The sequence below is a fragment of the Prevotella sp. P4-51 genome (assembly GCF_002251455.1).
Lineage (GTDB): Bacteria > Bacteroidota > Bacteroidia > Bacteroidales > Bacteroidaceae > Prevotella.
In genome coordinates this window covers 44,009-65,635 of record NZ_NPJM01000065.1, presented here as the reverse complement: position 1 = coordinate 65,635, position 21,627 = coordinate 44,009, and the positions used below count along the sequence as shown (strand labels likewise).

The following is a 21,627-nucleotide window of genomic DNA, read 5'->3' as shown; positions in this document are numbered from 1 at the left end:
ATATATAATGGTCAGTGATTTAGAATTCGAGGTTAAGACCCAGAGTTATGGTCTGCATCTGAGGATAGATGTATGTATCGACCTCCTTGCCACCGATAGCCGACATAGAGGGGTCTACACCCTTCTGGGCAGAGAAGATGAGCAGGTTGTCGGCAGATACAAAGGCGCGCAGCTTGCTGATACCTATCTTGCGAAGCAGATTCTTGGGTACGGTGTAGCCCAGAGTGATGTTCTTCAGACGGAAGTAAGAGGCGCTGAAGAGTGCCATATCGGTGTACTTGTGGCTGCCGGGGAGGAGGACACCATCGAGATAGTAGTCGCCGCCAGAGCTGTTGAACCACTGCATAGGATACTTGGCACCGGTGTTGTCGGGAGTCCAGGTAGCGCCTACGACATCCTTGGAAACAGGGATATTGGAGCCACCGAGGGTAGAACCGCGGAAGAGGTGCTGGGCATACTCCATAGAGAAGAACTTGCCACCGAGCTGGTAAGCAGCTACGATACCGAGGTCGAAGTCTTTCCAGCGCAGATTAGTGGTGATACCGCCCATGACATCGGGGATGGCGCTGCCGCACTCGTACTCTGAAGCGTCGGCTGCCACGGTAGTCTTCACGTTATCGCCCTGCTTGTACTCGGCATAGCGGCCACCGTTGGCATAAGCGCCGTTGGCATCGGGATGGGTGTCAGCATAGGTCACGCGGTGCCAGTACATAGGCAGACCCGAAGCCTGGTCTACGCCGGCATACTTGTACATATAGAGATTGAAGAGGTCCTTGCCCTCGCCACGGAGGTAGAAGTCGCCACGTCCGGCATGGCTGGCTGTTCCGGCCTGAGCCATATCCTCGGTCTGTACGACCCATGTGCCCTTGGGCACGTCCATGGTGTTGTCCCAGTTGGGTATCTGGTCGGCAGGCACCTTGACGAGCTTGGTGGTATAGTGGGTGGCGTTGACGCCTACGCTCCAGGTCCAGTCCTTGGTACGGATGATGTCGGCGTCGAGCTCGATTTCAATACCGGTGTTGCGTATCTTGGCGGCATTCTTCTGCAGCGTGGTCGAGCCCATATTGGCGAGCGGCGAAACCATCTGGTTGTAGAGCGCATTGGAGGTGAGGTTGTTGTAGTAGTCGATGGCACCGGTGAGGCGGCTTCCCAGTACAGAGAAGTCGAGACCGAGGTCGAACTGGTGGATAACCTCCCAGGTGAGGTCGGTACGTACGAGGTTACCGCCGGTGATGGTGGTCACCTTGGGCACGCCGGTACCTGTGGCACCCTCCTGCCAGGCCGATACGCCGTAGCCGTAGGTCTGGTTGAGGTAGTAGCTGGTGAGTCCGTTGGAGTTACCGGTGACACCATAGCTCAGACGCAGCTTGGCATTGTCGAGCCAGGACTTGGCGCTCTTCAAGAAGGGCTCCTCGGAGAAGCGCCAGCCGGCGCCCAGAGACCAGAAGGTACCCCAGCGGTTGTCCTTGGTAAACTTGGAAGAGGCATCGCGACGCAGAGAGGCTGATGCATAGTAGCGCTCGGCGTAGTTGTAGTTGGCGCGACCCAGGTAAGACTCGGTGCGGTAGGTATTGAGACCCCAGCTCGGAGTAGCGGTGTTCTCACCACCGTAGTTGGTGTAGTGGCCTACGAAGTTGCCAGGGATGATATAACCGGGCAGAAGCTCGTAGGAAGTACCGAAGTTGACATCCTTGCGGTCGAGGTCTTCATACTCGTGACCTACCAGAGCGTCAACATGGTGCTTGCCGAAGTCCTGGTCGTAAGAGAGCAGCTGCTGGGTGTTGATGATGCGGCGGGTATAGGTCTTGAGACCGAAGCTGCCCTGACCGCTGGCACGTCCGGCGATACTGTTCATATAGGAAGTACGACGCCAGTGCTGCTCGTCCATGTTGAAGTTGATTGTGAAGTTGAAGTGGTCGAGGAAGTCAATCTGGGCAAAGAAGCGGCTGGTCCAGTTGATGATATCCTGACGCTCCATGTTGGTGCGGGTGATATACATATAGTCGCTGCCGAAGTTGCGGTCGGCTACATGGTTCTCACCGAGAGGAGACCAAGACTTGTTGTAGACATTGAGGATGTTGCCCTTGTCGTCGGTAGCCACAGTGCCGTCTTCGTTCATCTGATAGACGGGGTAGATGGGCGACCAACCCTTGACATGGAGCATGGCGTTACCGGAGGCACCACCAATCTGGCGAGAGCCCCACTTACCTGCCTGTGCGCGGGTCTTGGTGTTGGAGTAACCGATGTTGGCGCCTACTTTCAACCACTTCAGCACCTGGGCATCCATATTGGCACGGCCGCTGTAACGACGGAACTCACTGCTGAGCAGGAATGAGGGGTCGTCCTGATAGCCGAGAGAGAAGTAGTAGTGGGCCTTGTCGCTACCACCGCTGGCAGAGAGGTTGTACTCCTGGCGGAAAGCGTTGCTGAAGAGCAGGTCAGAGGCGTCGCCGCTGTAGAGCTGGCGGGCCAGGGGGTTCAGACGGCCGGTCTCGGGGTCGATAAGGTAGGCTCCGGTCATGGTAGAGCTGGAGTTGCTGCCTGAGCCGGTGTTGGTATAGATGGCACCGGGCACGTTGTAAGCCATGTTGTTCTTGAGCAGGTTCTTCTGGAAAGCGGTCTCGCTGTTGTTGTAGTCGAAGAGGTGCTGGCTGGCGAAGAGGCGGGCCTCGGCGTCAGAGTGGTTGGGGTTGCCCACGTTGGTGTAGTATCGGCCGCTGGCATCTACGCCGGGAAGACCGGTGCCATTGACTCCGTAGCGGTAGGAGTTGTAGATACTCTTCCATACGTACTCATAGTACTGGGCGGCGTTGTCTATAGAGTTGACATTGTAGTCTCCGATAGAGTTCCAGCCCCAACGGCTCTCAAAGGAGATTTTGGCCTTGCCGCTCTGTCCCTTCTTGGTGGTGATGAGCACCACGCCGTTGGCACCACGCGAACCGTAGAGGGCGGTAGAGGCGGCGTCCTTGAGGATAGAGACAGAGGCGATATCGTTGGGGTCAAGCTGAGAGAGGGGGTTCTCATAGGTAGAGTTGGTCTGCTGGGCCACACCGTCGATGACGATAAGGGCGGCGGCAGAGGCGCCGTTGGTGGAGCTTACACCACGGATGCGCACAGCCATATCATAACCTGGCTGTCCGTCGACCGAAGACACGCGGATACCAGGGGCGGCACCCTCGAGCGCACGGCTCACGGTGGTGGTGTTCTGCACGGCGATGTTCTCGGCCTTGACGGCGGTCATCGAACCGGTAAGGTCTTTCTTCTTCTGGGTACCGTATGCCACAACGACAACTTCGTCGAGGATGGCCTGGTCTTCTTCCAGAGTGACGTTGACTACATTGCCTTTGGCAGCGAGAGTCTGCTGCTGATAGCCGATGGAGCTTACGCTGATGCGCGAACCAAGCTTGATCTGGAGGCGGTAGTTACCGTTGGCGTCGGTGATGGTGGCATTGGTGGCATTGCCAACTTCAGCCACAGTGGCGCCGATGACGGGCTCGCCGTGGGCATCCTTCACCAGACCGGTAACGGTTTTCTTGGCCTGTTGTACGGCCTGCACTGTGTTTTCGTTCTCACTGCCGGAAGCTGTAGCCGATGCCGAGATGGGCACAAGCGTAAGCATGGAAGCAGCGAGCAGGTAGGTCCATTGCTTTGAGGTCTTCAAAGCAGCGAACACGCTCTTTTTCTGTTTCTCATCCATAAGGAATTAAATTAGGTGATTAGAATTGTTTTTTATGTTTTCGATTTGGGTTATGCCGACTGTTGCTGTAACAGCCGAAAGATTGGGGGGCATCGTTGTCTTAGTTCAGTTCATGGGCACTTTCATTAGGTGGTCAGTTAGCACGATGAGGTTAAGCATCGCACTCATATCGGCACCAAAATTAACAATAATATTTAACAACGCAAGCGTTTTTTTATTTTTTTTTATGACAATTACGCGTCTTTACCATGTCAGGATGACAACCGCGATGGTCAGAACGAGAACAAAAGTGGTAGAAACCACTGGTTCACAGGTCGTTATCACAGAAGCAGGCAAGGAGATGACCGTATTGACAATCATTAATAATTTGCGCAAAAATTGCGCAAGTTTATTCATCACCGACAACTTGCAAGAAAACTATGTCGCTTAGCGATAGAATGACAGAGAAAAGAGCCAGAACAACACCGATGGTTAGCAAAACCACCGAAACAACGACAGGGATGACCAAAGCAACATGTGGAGTTGCCCTTTACACCTTATTATAACTATAGGGGATACCAAGAATGAACATTGTACCGTATGCAACTGCCTACTACACCTTATTATAACTATAAGGGATGGCGGGGGAAGTATAAGACATGAATGAAAGGAGCAAAGAAAGGCTCGCCGAAACAGTGACTACCGTTGAGAGATGGCGTAGGGGCGCGCGAAGGAACGCTGAAGGAGGTTGCCAAGAGAGATAGCAGCAGCGAAGGAGCACTGAGGAATGTAGCCATAAAAAAGAGTGGCGACCCGAGGGCCGCCACTCCACTATTAAGAGTTGAGATTAATCGCGAAGGATTAATAACCGTAGTTCTGAGGATACTCAGCACCTGAGTTAGACTTGATCACGTCGTCTGGGATAGGCTGCTGGTAGTTGTAAGGCTTGATGTTCGGGATGAAGCGGATACTCTTAGCACCATCGTTCTTGGTGTAGATAACCTTCTCACGGCCGAAGTCAGCATTAACCTGGTCAGTAGCGTTGTTCCAGCTCATACCATACTTGCGTACACGCTCATACAGAGTATTGCTGGTCTTCTCGTCCTGTGTAGGATACTTAGAAGTAACGTAGCTACCGCAGTTGGGGTTAACAGACAGACGGTTCAGAGTGATGCAACGATGCTCCTCACCGAAGAGCTCACGGGTGCGCTCGTCGAGGATGTAGTCGATGTCTACCTCAGCGGCAGAGCAACGGGGAGCGTTGGCACGGTCGCGGATTACGTTGATATCGTCGGCAGCCTTCTGCTTGTCGCCCTTGGCGAGGTAAGCCTCGGCACGGAGCAGGTAGGTCTCAGCGATACGGATCAGGTAAGGCTCGTACTCGCACTCCTTAACGTCACCGTTAGGATGCTTTTCCTGAGAGAACTTCCAGAAACGTGGGAAGATATCGAGGGTATCGCTGGCGTTCAAAACATAAGCTGAGTTGCCGGGATGAGCCCTCTCGCGATCCTTAGCATACTTCCACTGTACGCTCCACTTGGTACCACCGGGAGTGTACCAGTCGCGCTGCATCATAGTCTCAGAGCAACGGAAGTCTGCCTTACCTGGCTGTGCAGGGTCGGTAGCCTTAGCCCAGATGTAACCAGGCTCCAGTGGGTCAAAGATGTAACGGCAAGGCCAGTTACGGTTGCTACCGTAAGCATAACCACCACCGATAGAGTCGCGAGTGTTGTTAGCCTGATAACGGCCGGCAGCAATAGCAGAGGTAGAAACACCGAGGCTGCTTGAACCGCCCTGAACACCTGCGGGATAGCACATAGCGTCGTCACCGAAGAGGTAGAACTTCACACCATTATCGGTACGGTTGGTACCGCAGTTACGAACCTTGTTGCTCATGAAGTCGCCTTCCATGGTGTTGTTGCGCATACGCCACCAAGCGTCACCGCTACCACCATTAGAGTAGTTACCTACAGAGAACTGGCTGGTCCAAAGAGCCTCCTTGTTACCAGTTACACCGTAGTCCTGGTTGGTATTGCCTGAACCGTTGCCGGGTGTAGCGAAGAGGTCCCAATAAGCACCACCCTTGTCGGCAGCGAGAGAGTGACCGTAGCGGTCGGTAGCACGGCTGGCCTCAGTACCGAAACGAGTAGTCATCAGGTGATAGTCACCGTCCTGACCGCCGATTACGCGGCTGGTAGCCTGGATAGCCTCGTCAAACTTACCGAGAGCCAAGCAGATTTCTGCGAGCATGTGGTCGGCAGCAGCACGGGTTACACATCCCTGCTTACGCTCTGTCTTAGACATATTCTCAGCAGCAAACTTGAAGTCATCGTAGCACTTCTCCCATACTTCCTGACGGGTGTTGGGCTTGTAACCCATCTCAATCTTCTTGGTAGGCTTGTCGAGGTAAGGCACATTACCAAACATACCGGCGAGCATGCGGAATGCCCAACCACGCATGAAGCGTGCCTCGCCCAGGAGCTCGTTCTTCTTCTCTGCAGTAGTATACTTGATATCCTTGGTCTCGATGGCGTAGATGGCTGTGTTGGCGTAGTTTACGAGGTAGTACAACTCATTGTACCAGTGACGGCTGTAACCGTTGGCAGAGTTGAGCTTGGTCCAGTTAGAGAAGCAGTCGTTGTTGTTGTTCTCTGTGTATGTATCCAGACCTACACCCGTAAGCATATAAGAGTGATAACCGTGGGTCTGACCGAGAACCAGGTAGTTGACCTCCTTATAGCAGGAGTTGATAGCCATAGCCACCTCGTTTTCAGTATTGAACATACCCGAGTCGTCTTGCTTGTAAGAGTGCTCCTTCAAGAAGTCAGAGTCGCTCTGGCAGGCTGTCTGGGTAAGGGCCATCGCACCAAGTGCGACGATGCCCAATATCTGTTTTGTTAATTTCATAGCTGTTGTCTTTTAGATGTGTTAGAATGTCACGTTAAGACCGAAGGTGATGGTGCGGTAAGCGCCATTGCTTGCATACTTGGTAGAAGCAGCGCCGGCAGCGATAGTACCACCAGTTTCAGGATCGAGACCAGACCAGTTGGTGATGGTGAAGAGGTCGGTACCTGATACGTATGCACGGAGACCGGTGAGGCCGAGAGGTGCAATGAGGTTGCGGTCGAAGTTGTAAGAGAACACGAGGTCCTTGAGCTTGAGGAAGCCGCGGCTGTTCCACCAGAGGTACTTAAACTCGTTGCTCCATCCATAGCGAGGATAGTCGTTGTTCTTGTTGTCGGCACGCCATGGGTTTACGCGGTCAAGCTGGTTGCCGCTGCCACCATTGGGACCCCAAGCGTATGGGTCGTAACCGAGGAAGTGGCTGTCGCTACCTGGCATCCAACGGAAGTTGAAGTACAGAGAGAAGTTCTTATAGCTGATGGTGTTGCCAAAGTTCAGAGTGAACAGAGGATCCTGGTCACCAATGCAGTGGCGGTCTTCAGCAGAAATCTTACCATCGTTGTTCCAGTCCATGAACTTCACGTCACCGGGCTTGGCATCGGGCTGAATCTTGCTAACGGCGCCAGTCTCGGGGTTCTTCCATGTATAGTTGTCAATCTCTTCCTGGCTCTGGAAGATACCGAGCTTCTTCAGGTCGTAAGCAGCGGTGATAGAGCTACCTACCATCAGAGCATAGTAAGACTGAGGACCATAGGTGTGGAAGTTGGCCACATCGTCGGCCTCTACACCCTTATAGTTCTTGCCGTAGAGCTCCATAACCTTGTTGCGGTTCAGGTCGAATACGAGGTTAGACTCCCAACGTACATTGTCCTTACCGTCGCCATTGATGTTGACAGAGTGCAGAGTTACCTCAATACCCTTGTTGCTCACCTTACCTACGTTAGCGTAAGCAGTGTTGAAACCAGAAGGATAAGGTACAGAGCGCTGCATCAGCATGTTGGTGGTGCGGCCGCTATAGATATCGATAGTACCATCGAGTCGGCTGTTGAGCACGCTGAAGTCCAAACCGAGGTTGTACTTGGTAATGGTAGCCCATGTCAGATCCTTGTTACCCAGAGTGCTGGCAAGGTAACCGAGAGTAGACTGGTTGTCAAGCCATGTCTTGGTGGTAGAGATAGTAGAGTTGGTGGCGTAAGCGCTAACCGAACGGCTACCGTTCTGACCCCAAGAGAGACGCAGCTTGGCATAGTCGAGCCAAGTGAGGTTGTCCTTGATGAAGTTTTCCTTGCTGAATACCCATGCACCAGACACACCGTAGAAGTTACCCCACTTCTTGCCTTCGGCGAAAGCAGAGAAACCGTCACGACGGTAGTTGAAGGTTACGTAGTACTTGCTGTCGAAGTTGTAGTTGAAACGAGCCAGGTAAGCAGCAGACTGGGTACGAGTGCGCTCGCGTCTTACATTCTGAGTGTTGGCAGCAGAAGCACCGTAGTAACCCAGAGAGGTAGAACCGGTGAAGTCCTTGAAGCTGAGGTAACGGTAGTTGTTGTCGTAAGACTCACGAGTGTAACCTACCATTGCGTCAACGTGGTGCTTGTCGATATCTGTACCATAGGTCAAGATATTGTCGGTATTCCAGTATGAAGAAACAGAAGCTGTAGAGATACCCTCAACCTTGTTGTTGAACTTAGTTGGGTCGTCCATCTGACCGGTATTGCGGGTGTCTACCCACATCTCGGGACGGTTGAATGTATCCTGGTAGCTTGAGTTGCGCTGAGCGTTCAAGGTGAAGCGATAAGACAGACCCTTAAGGAATGGGAAGTCAACCTGTGCGGTCAACACGCCATTGACGTTGTTACCGTTTCTGTCGTTGACACCATAGAGATAAGAGTCGGCTACACCACCGCTAACGCCTGAACCCCACAGAGGGCTGAGGGTATTGCCATCGGGGTGAGAGTTGTACCAAGAGGTATACTTGAGTGAGCTCTCAACGATATTGCCATCAGCATCTCTAACAGGCTGAACAGTCTTGAATGAGAAAGGAGAATACCACTCGGCGTTACCGAGAGTAGCGGTTACACCCCACTGACGCCAGCCGAGGTAGTTGGCCTTCAAACCAACCTTCAACCAGTCGGTAACGTCGATGTCAATCTTAGACATTACGTTGTACTTCTCGTAGTCATCACCACGCTGTACACCCTGACGGCGAGTGTAGTCGCCAGAGAGGTAGTACTTGACGCCCTTGCTGCCACCGGCAACACTCAGGTCGTACTGCTGGCCTACACCAGTGCGGGTAACTTCGTCGAGCCAGTTGGTCCACATGCCGGCATCGTAAGCCTGCTCTTCAGTTGTGGTAACGAAGAAGGCTTCCTTGTTTTGCTTGAAGAAATCCATAGACCATGTAGCATCTGCGGGGAAACGCGTGTCACCAGCAGCCTGCTTGGCATAGAAACGGTTCATCAAGAAGCGCTCGGTGTTGTTAACAAACTCTGGCTTACGGCTCCAGTCAGAGAAGCTCCAAGAAGAGTTGAAACGTACTGTAGGCTTGGCGCTCTCGCCACGCTTGGTGGTGATGATGATCACACCGTTGGCAGCACGCGAACCGTAGATAGCGGCTGCAGAAGCATCCTTCAATACGTCGATGGTAGCGATGTCATTGGTATTGATTTCGCTGATACCGCCATAAGAGATAACGCCATCGACGATGAGCAGAGGAGCATTGTTAGCCTGCTTAGCAGCAGCAGGACTCTCTGGGATCACGTTCTTACCACGCAGAGTCATGGTAGAAGAGTTGTCACCAGCAGCGCTGCTCGTAGGAGAGTAGTGCAGACCGGCTACCTGGCTTGACAGGGCAGACAGGGCGTTAGGGTTAGGCAGGTTGGTCAGCTTGCCGTCATCAAACTTCACGCTGGTGATGGCGCCAGACACGTCTTTACGCTTGGCGGTACCGTAACCTACGACTACTACCTGCTCGAGTACTTCTGCGTCCTCTTTCAGGGTTACATCTACTTTGTCACTGGCCTTTACGGTCTGCTCCTTGAAACCTACGCTTGACACCGTGAGCATTGCGCGCGGCTTCACGTTGAGTTTGAAGGTACCGTTGACGTCGGTAATGGTAGCGTTCTGCGTACCTACCTCCTTAACGGTAGCACCGATGATGGGTTCACCGTTGGCATCAACCACGGTACCACTGACTGTTTTCTTGTCTTGCTGTACGGCAAGAGACTTGCTTGCATTCAGGTTGTTGCTTTCGCTTGCTGACGCTGACAGCGGAGCAAGGGTCAACATAGAGGCAGCGAACAAATATGCCCACTGCTTCGAAATGTTCAAAGCACTGAATGAAGTCTTTTTCAGTTTCTCATCCATAAACTATGATTTAAAAGGTAATAAATAATATAAGTTTCGTAACTAACCAAGTTTTACAAGATACGGTTGACGCTATGCAAGCACCAGATGTATTTGGCCACTGGCTTTCACTCACTTTTTTCTGTGTTTTGGTGTGTCTCGGGGGCTGTTCGGGCCCGTCAACACCATTTCACTCGCAAATGTAAGCATTAAAATTTGATAACAACTTATAAATATGTCATTTCTTCTATTAATATTTAATATTTTTTTGAATTGTAACAGGAAATGGGGAATAATCGTTAAAATCGGAGTGGTAATCGGCGGGAAAAGGACGATAATTGGTGGAAGAAGAGGAATAATTGGGACAAGGAGCGCAGACAGAGCGCCAACCGACGAATGTAGTGTGGATGCGGTGGGGATGCACATTATTACATATATGACCACGGGGGATGGCAGAGGCATCACAGAGATGTAGCCCGAGATGGCATTAATCATCATTTCAAGGTGCGATTTCACTATTTCGGACTTGGATTTATGCGTTGCAGGATGCGAAATAGTCGTTTCATACCCTAAAATTTGTTTAATTGTGGATGTATTCAGGTTCGCGACAACCATAGATTTTGGCATGGGCGGGAAACGGATAACGCAAAAAGCCGTGGCGTCTTCTGATGGCTCCGCCATAGTGACCGTGGCTCCGATGGCAACCGGAAAACAAGTTTTCCTCGGTGCCATCATCACCACACCCACAGTCATGCAAAGCATGACATCAGAAGACACCACAAACAAAAAGCGGCCTACGGCCGTAAAAAAAGTCCGGCTGGCGCCGGTACAAAAACAGTTGCCGAGAAAATTTCCCTCCACCCGTGCTGATAATATGGAAACCACAATAAACAATCGGCAAGTTATGGGGATGGTAGGGATGGGCATGGGGATGGTTGGTCGCGTCCGTAGGGATGGTTGGCGTGGGCATTGGAATGGTTGGGATGGGCATGGGGATGGTTGGGATGGGCATGGGGATGGTTGGGATGGGCATGGGGATGGTTGGGATGGGCATGGGGATGGTTGGGATGGGCATGGGGATGGTTGGGATGGGAGTCCTTGTCGGAATGGTCCAACCCAGCGGCAACTCTGTAGGAGTTGCGTTTTCATAGTCCAGGGTTGCGGGCGAAGCTCGCTACCCTGGGTAGCGGCACAACTATTATAGCTACTCTGTAAGAGTTGCGATTAGCCGAAGGCGTTATACTCAGTTTTATGATAATCGCCTACACATTTCTGCCCAACATCCTGCTGCGGGTAACGCCTACGGCTAAGCGCAACTCTTACAGCGTTGCTACACCTTTTATATATATACCCAGGGTAGAGGCGCTGTACGCCTCAACCCTGGGCTGGGAAATCGCAACTCCTACAGAGTTGCCGCTGGGTGCGAACTGTATCCCCACTTGGCCACTTGTGTCCTCCTAAACTACTCCAACCTTCGCTTCCACCCACACCATCATCCCCACGCCTACACCTACCCACAACTCCACCCACACCATCAACCCCTCACCTACTCCTACCCACAACTCCACCCGCACCATCATCCCCACGCCTACACCTACCCACAACTCCACCCACGCCATCATCCCCTCGCCTACACCTACCCACAACTCCACCCGCACCATCATCCTCTCACCTACTCCAACCCACAACTCCACCCACATCATCATCCCCACGCCTACACCTACACGCAAGTCCACCCACACCATCATCCCCACGCCTACACCTACACCGCATGGGGGAATCGGAGTGCCTTATTCCTGCAAAAATGGGGATGAAAAAAATGGGGGAAATGATACTATATATATAAATAATGTGTACTTTTGCACCGTTGACCCTATCTTCGGGGCCAACGTAAATGCAAAATATCATGACAATAACGAAGAAGGAGGAACAGATGGTCGCCGACGAGCGGGTGCGCGCCATCAACAGGGTGACCATCAAGGGCAGCATCATCAATGTGGTGCTGCTGATATTCAAGTTTGTCGCCGGCATCGTGGGCGGTTCGGCTGCGATGATAGCCGATGCGGTGCACTCGCTGTCGGACTTTCTGACCGACGTGGTGGTGGTGGTCTTCGTAAGGCTGGGCAGCAAGCCCGAAGACGGAGACCATGACTACGGTCACGGCAAGTATGAGACGCTGGCGACGGCAGCCATCGGCATGGCGCTGGGCGTGGTGGGCGCAATGCTCTGCTATGGTGGCGCAGACAAGATAGTGGACGCCATGAGGGGCGAGGCGCTCGAGCAGCCGGGGTGGATAGCTCTGGCGGCAGCGCTGATGAGCATAGCGCTCAAGGAGTGGGCTTACCGCTTCACGGTAAGCGTAGGCCGACGGTTGGACTCGCCCGCCGTGGTCGCCAACGCATGGCATCACCGCTCTGACGCGCTCTCGAGCATCGGCACAGCCATAGGCATCGGCGGCGCCATCATCCTGGGCAGCCGCTGGGCTGTGCTCGACCCCATCGCCGCCGTGGTGGTGAGCGTCTTCATCATGCGCACCGCCTATACACTGGTGGGCCAGTCGATGGGCGAGCTGCTCGAGAAGAGTCTGCCCGAAGACATGGAGCGGCAGATAGCCGACATCGCCAGCGAAGAGCCCACGGTGAGCGCCATCCACCATCTGCGCACGCGCCGCATAGGCAGCCACATCGCCATCGATATGCACGTGCGCATGCCGGGAGCGCTCTCGCTCTACGAAGCCCATCAGCACGCCACCAACATAGAGCAGCGGCTGAGGGAGCGGTTTGGCGAGGAAACGTATATCAATCTGCACGTGGAGCCGGTCAAGGTCAACGGCGAATATGTGAAGCCATAACGCAGCCCCATACAACAAGAGCGGGGAGGCATGCCATAGACAGGCACGTCTCCCCGCTCTCTTTGTATGGGGCAGACCGCTTAGCGGAGCACGCCGTTGACCCGCTCGACGACGAGGGGTGCCGACACCTGGATGTGGGCTTTCAGCCGGGCATCGCGGGCATTGGCGCCAATCTCGAGGGTATAGTCGCCGGCATCGAGTACCCATGCGTTCTGCGCCTCGTCGAAGCAGGCGAGGTCGCGCTGGGTGATGGTGAGACTGAGGGTCTCGCTCTCGCCGGGCTGGAGCGTGCGGGTCTTGCCAAAGGCGACGAGCTGATGGCGCAGCGAGCGCACGGGGGCATAAACCTGTACCACCTCCTTGCCGGCGCAGGTTCCAGTGTTGGTGACCTTGACGCTGAGGGCGAAGTTGCCATCGGCCTGGGCGCGGCAGACGGCGTCGCTGTAGGCGAAGGTGGTGTAGCTGAGTCCGAAGCCAAAGGGATAGGCCACAGGGCGGTTGAAGGTGTCGAAGTAGCGGTATCCCACGTACATACCCTCAACATAGTCTACGTAGTGTACGTTCTTAATGGCCGGTGTACGCGGTATCTTGGGGTAGTTACCGATAGCTTTGGGGCCGTGGTAGTCGTAGGGGAAGTTGTCGTGGGTGCTGCAGTCTTCGTAGCGCAGAGGGAAAGTCATGGTCAGGCGGCCCGAGGGACACACCTTGCCGGTGAGCACGCGGCATACGGCGTCGCCGGCTTCCTGTCCGGGCAACCACGAGAGCACCACTGCGTCGGCAAGCGAGCGCCAGGATGCCACCTCGACCACGCCCGACACATTGAGCACCACTATCACGCGCTTCCGGGCGGCGTGGAAGGCTCGGCTCACCTGGGCTATCAGCCGATGTTCGACGTCGGAGAGCAGATATTCTGTCGCATGCAGGCGGTCGGCTCCCTCACCACAGCTGCGGCCGATGGTGATGATGGCGACATCATCGGTCTGGGCGCTGCGGGCTATCACAGCCGAGTCGATGGTGAGCTCGGGGATGGCGGCGTAGCCCAGCGGGTCGTAGGCGCGGGCTGCGATGGTATCGCGGATGATGCGCTGGTAGGTCTGTGCCACGTCGGCATTGGTCTCGACGCCCACATTGGCAAATCCCTCAAGGAGATTGACGGTGTAGGGGGTCTTGACATTGCCCGAGCCGGTGCCGACGGAGATGAAGTTGTAAGAGGAGACGCCAAACATGCCCACGCGCCGGGTCTCCTTGGCGAGGGGCAGGGTCTGGTTATGGTTCTCGAGCAGCACGATGCCTTCCTCGGCAGCCTCGCGCGACTTGATGGCGTGGGCTTTGAGGTCGGGGTTCTCGCTATAGGTGCGGGGGGTGATGCGCTCGGTGCGGGCTACAAACTGGAGCATGCGGCGGGCACAGCTGTCGAGGGCGGCCACAGAGAGGGTGCCGGCCTTGACGGCGGCCTTGATCTCCTGACGCTGCTGGGCGGTGCCGGGGGCAAGCAGGTCGTTGCCAGCCCATATCTCGCGGCCGGAGTCGCGCCATCCGGGGGCAGCCCAGTCGCTCACCACGAAGCCGCGGAAGCCGAAGTCGCCGCGGAGGATGGTGGTGAGCAGGTCGCGACTCTCCATACACTGCTGGCCGTTGATCATATTGTACGCACTCATCACCGACCAGGGATCGCTCTCACGCACGGCTATCTCGAAGGGCTTCAGGTAGAGCTCGCGCAGGGGTCGCTGGGCGATGCGCACATCGACATCCTTGCGGTTGGTCTCCTGGTTGTTCACGGCAAAATGCTTGAGGGTGGCGCCGACATGCTGGCTCTGGATGCCACGCACAAAGGCTGCCGCCATCTTACCGGTGAGGAGCGGGTCTTCGGAGTAGTACTCGAAGTTGCGGCCTCCGAGCGGGTCGCGGTGCAGGTTCATGCCCGGGCCGAAGATGAGGTCGAGCCCGTATTCATGGGCCTCGTTTCCGATGGCCTCTCCCACCTCATAGATGAGGGGCTGGTTCCACGACGAGGCAAGGGCGGTGCCGATGGGGAAGCCGGTGTGGTAGTAGCGGCGGCTCTGGCCCTCGCGCATGGTATCGATGCGGAGTCCGGCAGGACCGTCGGTGAGCGCGGTGGGCGGGATGCCGAGGCGGGGGATGGGCGAGGTGGTTCCGGCAGCACCGGGCACGAGCTTCTTGGTGTTGCCATAGCCGGTGAAGGTCTCATTGCCGGCGCCCACGACGATGTTGATCTTCTCGTCGAGGGTCATGTGGGCGAGCACGTCATCGACATTGTCGCGGGTGAGCTGCGGCGCCTTGCCGCAGGCCACCATGACGAGAGCGAGCGCCATGGCGCCCATGCTCAGAGGGGTGAAGAGCTTACGTTTCATTGCTTGGAGTTATCGTAGATTTGTCCGTTCGTCTTGCCAAAGGGGTAAGAGATGTTCTCAAACTTGACATTCGAAGCGTCGTCGAGAACGAAGGCAGGACGGAAGTCGTCATTGCGGAGCAGGAGGTTGACATTGCGGAAGGTGACGCCATCGGCATGGCGCACGTAGAAACCGTAACAGGGCAGCTCGCCAAACATATCAAACTCGGGATAACGGTTGATCTGCTCGGGTATCTTGCTGAGCTCGCCCATGGTGAGGTAGCGCAGACCCTTGTCGGCTCCACCGGGGTAGATGATGGTGACATTGTCGATGAGCACATTGCGCACCTTGACGCCGGGGATGCCCACGATGCTCGAAGGCATGGGGTTGCGCATGGTGTTGGTGATGGGGCCGCGCAACTTATAGCCTACATCGGGGCGCTCGAAGGGAACTTCGCACACCATGTTGCGGATGGTCACACCATCGACGATGCCGTCGCGGCGGTCGGCCTGGCGCTTGCCGAGGCGGATGAAGATGGGGTTGCCGGTATTGAGAGCGTGGATATTCTCAACGAGCACGTTGCGCACTTCGCCGCCGTCGACAGCCTCGATGGCTATGGCAGAGCGGAAGGTGTTGCTGACCTTGATGTCACGGATGGTAATGTTCTTGAAACCACCGGCAGAGTTGGTACCGAACTTGATGGCCGACGCCGAACTCTCCACAGCGCAGTTGTAGACCTGGATGTCGTCGCAGGCGAGCTCGAGCTTGTCTGACTTGAGGCAGATACCGTCGTCGGCAGCATCGACGTGGCTGTCGCGGATGATGACATGCTGGCAGTCCACGATGTCGATACCGTCGTTGTTCCAGTAGGCGCGGTTGAGCACATCCACGCGCTCGATGAGCAGGTTCTTGCACTGGAAGAAGACGAGTCCCCAGCAGGCGCCGTTGCGCAGATGGAGTCCGCTCACCTCGATACCGTCGCAGGCATTGATGGTGAAGAGGTTGGGGCGCATGGCCTCGCGTGGGCGGTTGAGTCGGTCAAAGTAGTTGGGGTCGGGGCGCACGCCAGCCTTGTGCAGGCTGTCGATGGCGAGAGCCAGCTCGCAGCCGCGGGCGTCGATGGTGCCCTCGCCGGTGAGCTTGATGTTCTTGGCTTGGTATGCCTCGATGAGCGCGAGGCTCAGATAGTTCCACTTCTTAGGGTCGCTGCGGTCGGCGCCCTCCTTGGTGATGTCGATGTAGTCATAGGGATTGGTACTGCCCAAGAGGGTGGCGCCGCTCTTGAGGTGGAGCTCGATATTGGAACGCAGCTCGAGGGTACCGATGACATAGTTGCCGGGCTCGAAGACGATGGTGCCGCCGCCCTTACGACTCAGGTCGTCGATGGCGCGCTGGATGGCGGGAGTGTTGACGGTCTGACCGTCGGCTACGAGTTTGAGACCCGTAGAGCTCACGGTCTTGGCAGCTTCGGCCACAGTGGCAACGAGCATCATGGCTGCCACGAGAATATAGTTACGGTATTTCATAATGTTTGCTATGGGCAGCGTCTGCCCGATGATAGTTGTGGTTGTTATTTATGTCTATATAAGTATATGTAGATTAATCGTGACGATGGCACTTGCCACAGTGCTTGGGCTCGGGCAGAGTGATGTTGACTCCCTCGTCCTTGTAGCCATTGACATTGACCTGGCAGATGGCGGGACGGAAGTCGCGGTCGCGCAGGGTGAGGTTGACATTGCGCAGGGTGATGCCCTCGACGTGGCGCAGGAAGAAGGCCCAGGCGGGGAGCTCGCCAAACATGGTGAACTCAGGGTAGCGGTCGTAGTTTTCGGGAACCTCGGGCGCCTTGACATAGGCCATACCCTTGTCGGCACGACCGGGAGCGCTGATATTGATGTTCTCGAGCACCACGTTCTCTACAGGATGACCGGGCCAACCGGTGATACTTGAGGGGAAGGGGTTGTGGAAGTAGCTTACCTCGGGGCCGCGGATATCATAGTCGGTGTCGGGACGGCCGAAGGCGAGCTCAACATCCATATTGCGCAGGGTGATGTTGCGGATATAGCCCTGGTCGTTCTGGGCACGATTGCCCAACTTGACGAAGATGGCGTTGCCGGTATTGGTTGCCTTGAGACCGTCGACTACGATGTTCTCTATCTGCGAACCGTCGACGCTCTCGATGGCGATACACGAGCGGAAGGTGTCGATTACGCGGATGTTGGTAATGGTGATGTCGCGGAAATTACCCCAAGTGGCAGTGCCGAACTTGACAGCCGAGGCAGAGCTGCGTATCTCGCAGCTGTCGATGACGAGGTTCTGGCTTACGCCGCGCTTGTGGTAGCTCTTCAGGCAGATGCCGTCGTCGGCGGCATTGATGCGGCAGTTGGTGATACGCGAGTCGCGGCAGTCGGTCATGTCGATACCGTCGTTGTTCCAGTAGGCACGGTTGTAGACATCGAGGTGATGGAGATTCATATTGGAGCAGAGGTCGAAGGAGAGACCCCAGCAGGCGCTGTTGCGCAGATGGAGGCCGGCGATTTCGACTCCGTCACACTCGGAGAAGAAGAAGAGCTTGGGACGCATGATCTCACTGGGACGACGCAGACGCTTGCTGTAGTTGGGGTCACTCTTCACGCCACATTTCACGAGCGAGTCGATGGTGAGCGCCAGCTCCTGACCCTGTCCGTCGATGACTCCCTCGCCGGTGAGGGCGATATTGCGGGCACCCTGGGCGAGCACGAGGGCATACTTGGAGTTGTCCTTGCGCACCACGTCGCCGTCGCCCATCACCTGCAGCTGGTAATAGTCATCGGGATTGGTGCTGCCCAAGAGCACGGCTCCGCGCTCGAGGTGAAGCTCTACCCCACTCTTCAGCTGGATGGCCCCGGTGAGGTAAAGGCCCTTACTGATTGACAACTTGCCACCGCCCTTCTTAGACAGACGGTCGATGGCGTTCTGGATAGCTTCGGTGTTAAGGGTCTTGCCATCGGCAACGAGCTTGAGCGACGCCGAGGTAACCACTTTGGCGGCGCTGAGGCTGAGCGACAGCATCGCCATGAGGATGAATGATACGGTCTTCTTCATGATAAGGCAAAGATAGCAAAAAACAGAGTGACACACAAAAAGTTTAGCATTAATTCGTGTTATTTTTTCAATCATTCAAGTAATTACTGGGCAGGGCGAGGGAAGGACTGACTACGGACTGCCTGATTTTGAGCATCTGAAGGGGTAATGTGAGGCAAATCTGATACCACCTACATCACATCTCCCCACCCCCAAGCTCAAGGATATGACAAAGCCCGAAACCTGCAGATGGTTTCGGGCTTTGTTGGTTCTCTTGGTGAGAGGCGGCAGACTATTTGAGAGTCAGCTCAACGATGGTGTCCACACCCTTGGGCACAGCGGGGAGCTCGAGGGTCACGCCCTCAGCGTTCTTGCTGACACGCACCTTCTGGTGACCGTCAAACATACGCGCACTGGCCACACGGCGTTCGGTGAGGGGGAGGAAGAGGGCACGGTCCTGGCAGTTCATGATATGCACATAGAGGGTGTTGCCCTTCTGGGTGGTAACGCCCCAGTCATGGGGACGCACGATGCCACCGCGGGTGCCGTAGATGGTCTCGCCATAGCGGCCCATCCAGTCACCAATAGCCTTGAGGCGCTCGACAGCCTCTACGGGCAGCTTGCCGTCGGGGCGGGGACCGATGTTGATGACATAGTTGGCATTGTTGCCGGCAGCCTTGATGATGTGCTGGATGATATATTCAGAGCTCTTGTACTTCTTGTCGGTGATGTCGTAGCCCCAGACCTTGTTCATGGTCATCACAGTCTCCAGAGGCAACTGTCCTATCACCGTTCCCTTGGAATAACCGGCTGTGTTCTGACCGGGCAGGTCCTGCTCAAAGGTTTGCAGGTCTTCGCCGGGCTTGGGGGCCTTGTGGTGGTTGTTGGCCACGAGACAGCCGGGCTGCAGGCGGTGGATAAGGCTGTACTGCTCGTCGAGACGCCAGTCAAACTTGGGGTTGTTCTTCTGGTCCCAGTAGCCGTCAAACCAGATGGCACCGATGGGGCCATAGTTGGTGAGCAGCTCGGTGAGCTGGTGCTTCATGAAAGCGAGGTAGGAGTCATAGTTGTACTGGTCCTTGGGCTTGCCGATACCCATACCGCTCCATCCCTGAGGATAGTCGGGGCGCGACCAGTCTACATGAGAATAGTAGAGGTGGAGCTTGATGCCATACTTCTGACAGGCATCAGCGAGCTCTTTGAGAACATCACGGTGGAAGGGGGTACCATCGACGATGTTATAGTTATTGGCCGATGTCTTGAACATCGAGAAGCCATCGTGATGACGGGTGGTAAAGGTGACGTAGCGGGCACCGGCGGCCTTGAACGCCTTGACCCATTCCTCGGCGTCGAACTTGGAGGGATAGAAACCGTCGGCCAGGTGGGTATATTCCTTATAATTAATGTTGCGGTTACTCATCACCCACTCGCCGTTGCCGAGCATGGAGTAGAGTCCCCAGTGGATGTAGATGCCAAACTTGTTGTCCTGGAATTCGGTACGGGCCTTGAGGATTTCGGGCGAAGCCTGATACTGAGCCGAGGCGGTAAGGCTTGCCACCATCAGCAGGAGTAGTGTTGAAATTTTCTTCATGACATTGATGATTGTTATAACGCACACAAAGTTAAGGATTTTGGCTGAAAGAGCCAAACGAATGTCCGCTTTTTAGCTGTCCGTCCCCCAAGATTTTGAGAGCCCCGCCATAGACCGAGGACAGACAAATAGAGTAATGCAGGATAATGGGATGCAATGTAGAGACGATTAGTATTAACCGAGCATAACGCCTGCGGCTAATCGCAACTCCTTCAGAGTAGCTATAATAGTTGTGCTGCTACCCAGGGTAGCGGACTACGCCCGCAACCCTGGGCTGGGAAAGCGCAACTCCTACAGAGTTGCTGCTGCTGACAAGCTCCACAACAAAAGGGACCAGCAGCGTACCCCACCCCAGTCTTCCCAAGAGGGTAAATAGCGATTTGACACCCGACAACGGCATAGGCAGTACGCCGCAGACGGTACGCATCACCGGCAACTGTGAACCGAATGCCACCGGCGCGGCGCAATGCGACGCGGAAAGGTAATGGAGTTGCGATTACATAGCCCAAGGTTGAGGTGCGGAGTTGATTTACCTTGGTCAATGATATAGGCAGTACGGCGCAGACGGTACACATCACCGGCAACTCTAAACCGAAGGTCACCGGCGCGGCGCAATGCGATGCGGAAAGGTAATGAAGTTGCGATTTCATAGCCCAGGGTTGAGGTGCGGAGTTGTTTTACCTTGGTCGATGATATAGGCAGTACGGTGCAGACGGTACGCACCCCCGGCAACTCTGTAGGAGTTGCGATTTCACAGCCCAGGGTTGAGGTGCGAAGCGCCTCAACCCTGGGTATTGGTACAAAAAGGGTAGCAACGCTGAACCGAAGGTCACCGGCGCGGCGCTTTGCGACGCGGAAAGGTAAAGTGTTGCGTTTAGCCGTAGGCGTTACCTCCAGCAGGATAATGGAAAAAAAGGTGTAGACGATTAGTATTAACCGAGCATAACGCCTTCGGCTAATCGCAACTCCTTCAGAGTAGCTATAATAGTTGTGCAGCTACCCAGGGTAGCGGACTACGCCCGCAACCCTGGGCTGGGAAAGCGCAACTCCTACAGAGTTGCTGCTGCTGACAAGCTCCACAACAAAAGGGACCAGCAGCGTACCCCACCCCAGTCTTCCCAAGAGGGTAAATAGCGATTTGACACCCGACAACGGCATAGGCAGTACGCCGCAGACGGTACGCATCACCGGCAACTGTGAACCGAAGGTCACCGGCGCGGCGCAATGCGACGCGGAAAGGTAATGGAGTTGCGATTACATAGCCCAAGATTGAGGTGCGGAGTTGATTTACCTTGGTCAATGATATAGACAGTACGGCGCAGACGGTACACATCACCGGCAACTCTAAACCGAAGGTCACCGGCGCGGCGCAATGAGACGCGGAAAGGTAATGGAGTTGCGATTTCACAGCCCAGGGTTGAGGTGCGAAGCGCCTCTACCCTGGGTATTGGTACAAAAAAAGGTAGCAACGCTGTAAGTGTTGCGCTTAGCCGTAGGCGTTACCTCCAGCAGGATAATGGAAAAAAAAGGTGTAGACGATTATTATTAACCGAGCATAACGCCTTCGGCTAATCGCAACTCCTTCAGAGTAGCTATAATAGTTGTGCAGCTACCCAGGGTAGCGGACTACGCCCGCAACCCTGGGCTGGGGAAGCGCAACTCCTACAGAGTTGCTGCTGCTGACAAGCTCCACAACAAAAGAGACCAGCAGCGTACCCCACCCCAGTCTTCCCATGAGCGTAAATAGCGATTTGACACCCGACAACGGCATAGGCAGTACGGTGCAGACGGTACGCACCCCCGGCAACTCTGTAGGAGTTGCGATTTCACAGCCCAGGGTTGAGGT

General features: G+C 55.2%; 11 protein-coding genes. 1 reads left to right on the top strand and 10 read right to left on the bottom strand.

Going from position 1 to position 21,627, the window contains the following annotated elements:
• Positions 1-19 precede the first annotated feature (19 nt).
• The 6 genes from CIK94_RS11510 to CIK94_RS11480 form a co-directional block, all read right to left on the bottom strand.
• Positions 20-3,697: a TonB-dependent receptor gene (locus CIK94_RS11510; protein WP_094423103.1), complete on the bottom strand. Its 3,678-nt coding sequence runs from the start codon at positions 3,695-3,697 to the stop codon at positions 20-22.
• An 840-nt stretch (positions 3,698-4,537) separates the two neighbouring features.
• Entirely contained in the window at positions 4,538-6,583 is a 2,046-nt protein-coding gene (locus CIK94_RS11500; protein WP_094423102.1) for a RagB/SusD family nutrient uptake outer membrane protein, read from the bottom strand.
• A 21-nt stretch (positions 6,584-6,604) separates the two neighbouring features.
• The gene (locus CIK94_RS11495; RefSeq protein ID WP_094423159.1) at positions 6,605-9,868 is read right to left on the bottom strand and encodes a TonB-dependent receptor; all 3,264 of its coding nucleotides are present in this window, start codon (positions 9,866-9,868) and stop codon (positions 6,605-6,607) included.
• Positions 9,869-10,057: 189 nt separating this feature from the next.
• Entirely contained in the window at positions 10,058-10,810 is a 753-nt protein-coding gene (locus CIK94_RS11490) for a hypothetical protein (protein WP_158216574.1), read from the bottom strand.
• A 17-nt stretch (positions 10,811-10,827) separates the two neighbouring features.
• Positions 10,828-11,040, bottom strand: a complete 213-nt coding sequence (locus CIK94_RS11485; RefSeq protein WP_158216573.1) for a hypothetical protein — start codon at positions 11,038-11,040, stop codon at positions 10,828-10,830.
• 342 nt (positions 11,041-11,382) lie between these two features.
• Positions 11,383-11,673: a hypothetical protein gene (locus tag CIK94_RS11480; protein ID WP_094423100.1), complete on the bottom strand. Its 291-nt coding sequence runs from the start codon at positions 11,671-11,673 to the stop codon at positions 11,383-11,385.
• Positions 11,674-11,831: 158 nt separating this feature from the next.
• Here CIK94_RS11480 and CIK94_RS11475 point away from each other — a divergent pair, with 158 nt between their 5' ends.
• The gene (locus CIK94_RS11475; RefSeq protein WP_254045975.1) at positions 11,832-12,776 is read left to right on the top strand and encodes a cation diffusion facilitator family transporter; all 945 of its coding nucleotides are present in this window, start codon (positions 11,832-11,834) and stop codon (positions 12,774-12,776) included.
• An 80-nt stretch (positions 12,777-12,856) separates the two neighbouring features.
• On the opposite strand, the gene CIK94_RS11470 is transcribed toward CIK94_RS11475, so the two are convergent.
• From CIK94_RS11470 to CIK94_RS11455, 4 genes are all read right to left on the bottom strand, one after another.
• Positions 12,857-15,148 (bottom strand): beta-glucosidase, encoded by a 2,292-nt coding sequence (locus CIK94_RS11470; RefSeq protein WP_094423099.1) that lies wholly within the window; start codon positions 15,146-15,148, stop codon positions 12,857-12,859.
• Entirely contained in the window at positions 15,145-16,653 is a 1,509-nt protein-coding gene (locus CIK94_RS11465; RefSeq protein WP_094423098.1) for a glycoside hydrolase family 28 protein, read from the bottom strand. Before CIK94_RS11465 ends, CIK94_RS11470 begins: the two co-directional genes overlap by 4 nt.
• Before the next feature lie 73 nt (positions 16,654-16,726).
• Entirely contained in the window at positions 16,727-18,211 is a 1,485-nt protein-coding gene (locus tag CIK94_RS11460; RefSeq protein WP_094423097.1) for a glycoside hydrolase family 28 protein, read from the bottom strand.
• Between the two features lie 271 nt (positions 18,212-18,482).
• Entirely contained in the window at positions 18,483-19,781 is a 1,299-nt protein-coding gene (locus CIK94_RS11455) for an alpha-L-fucosidase (protein ID WP_094423096.1), read from the bottom strand.
• Positions 19,782-21,627: the final 1,846 nt, after the last annotated feature.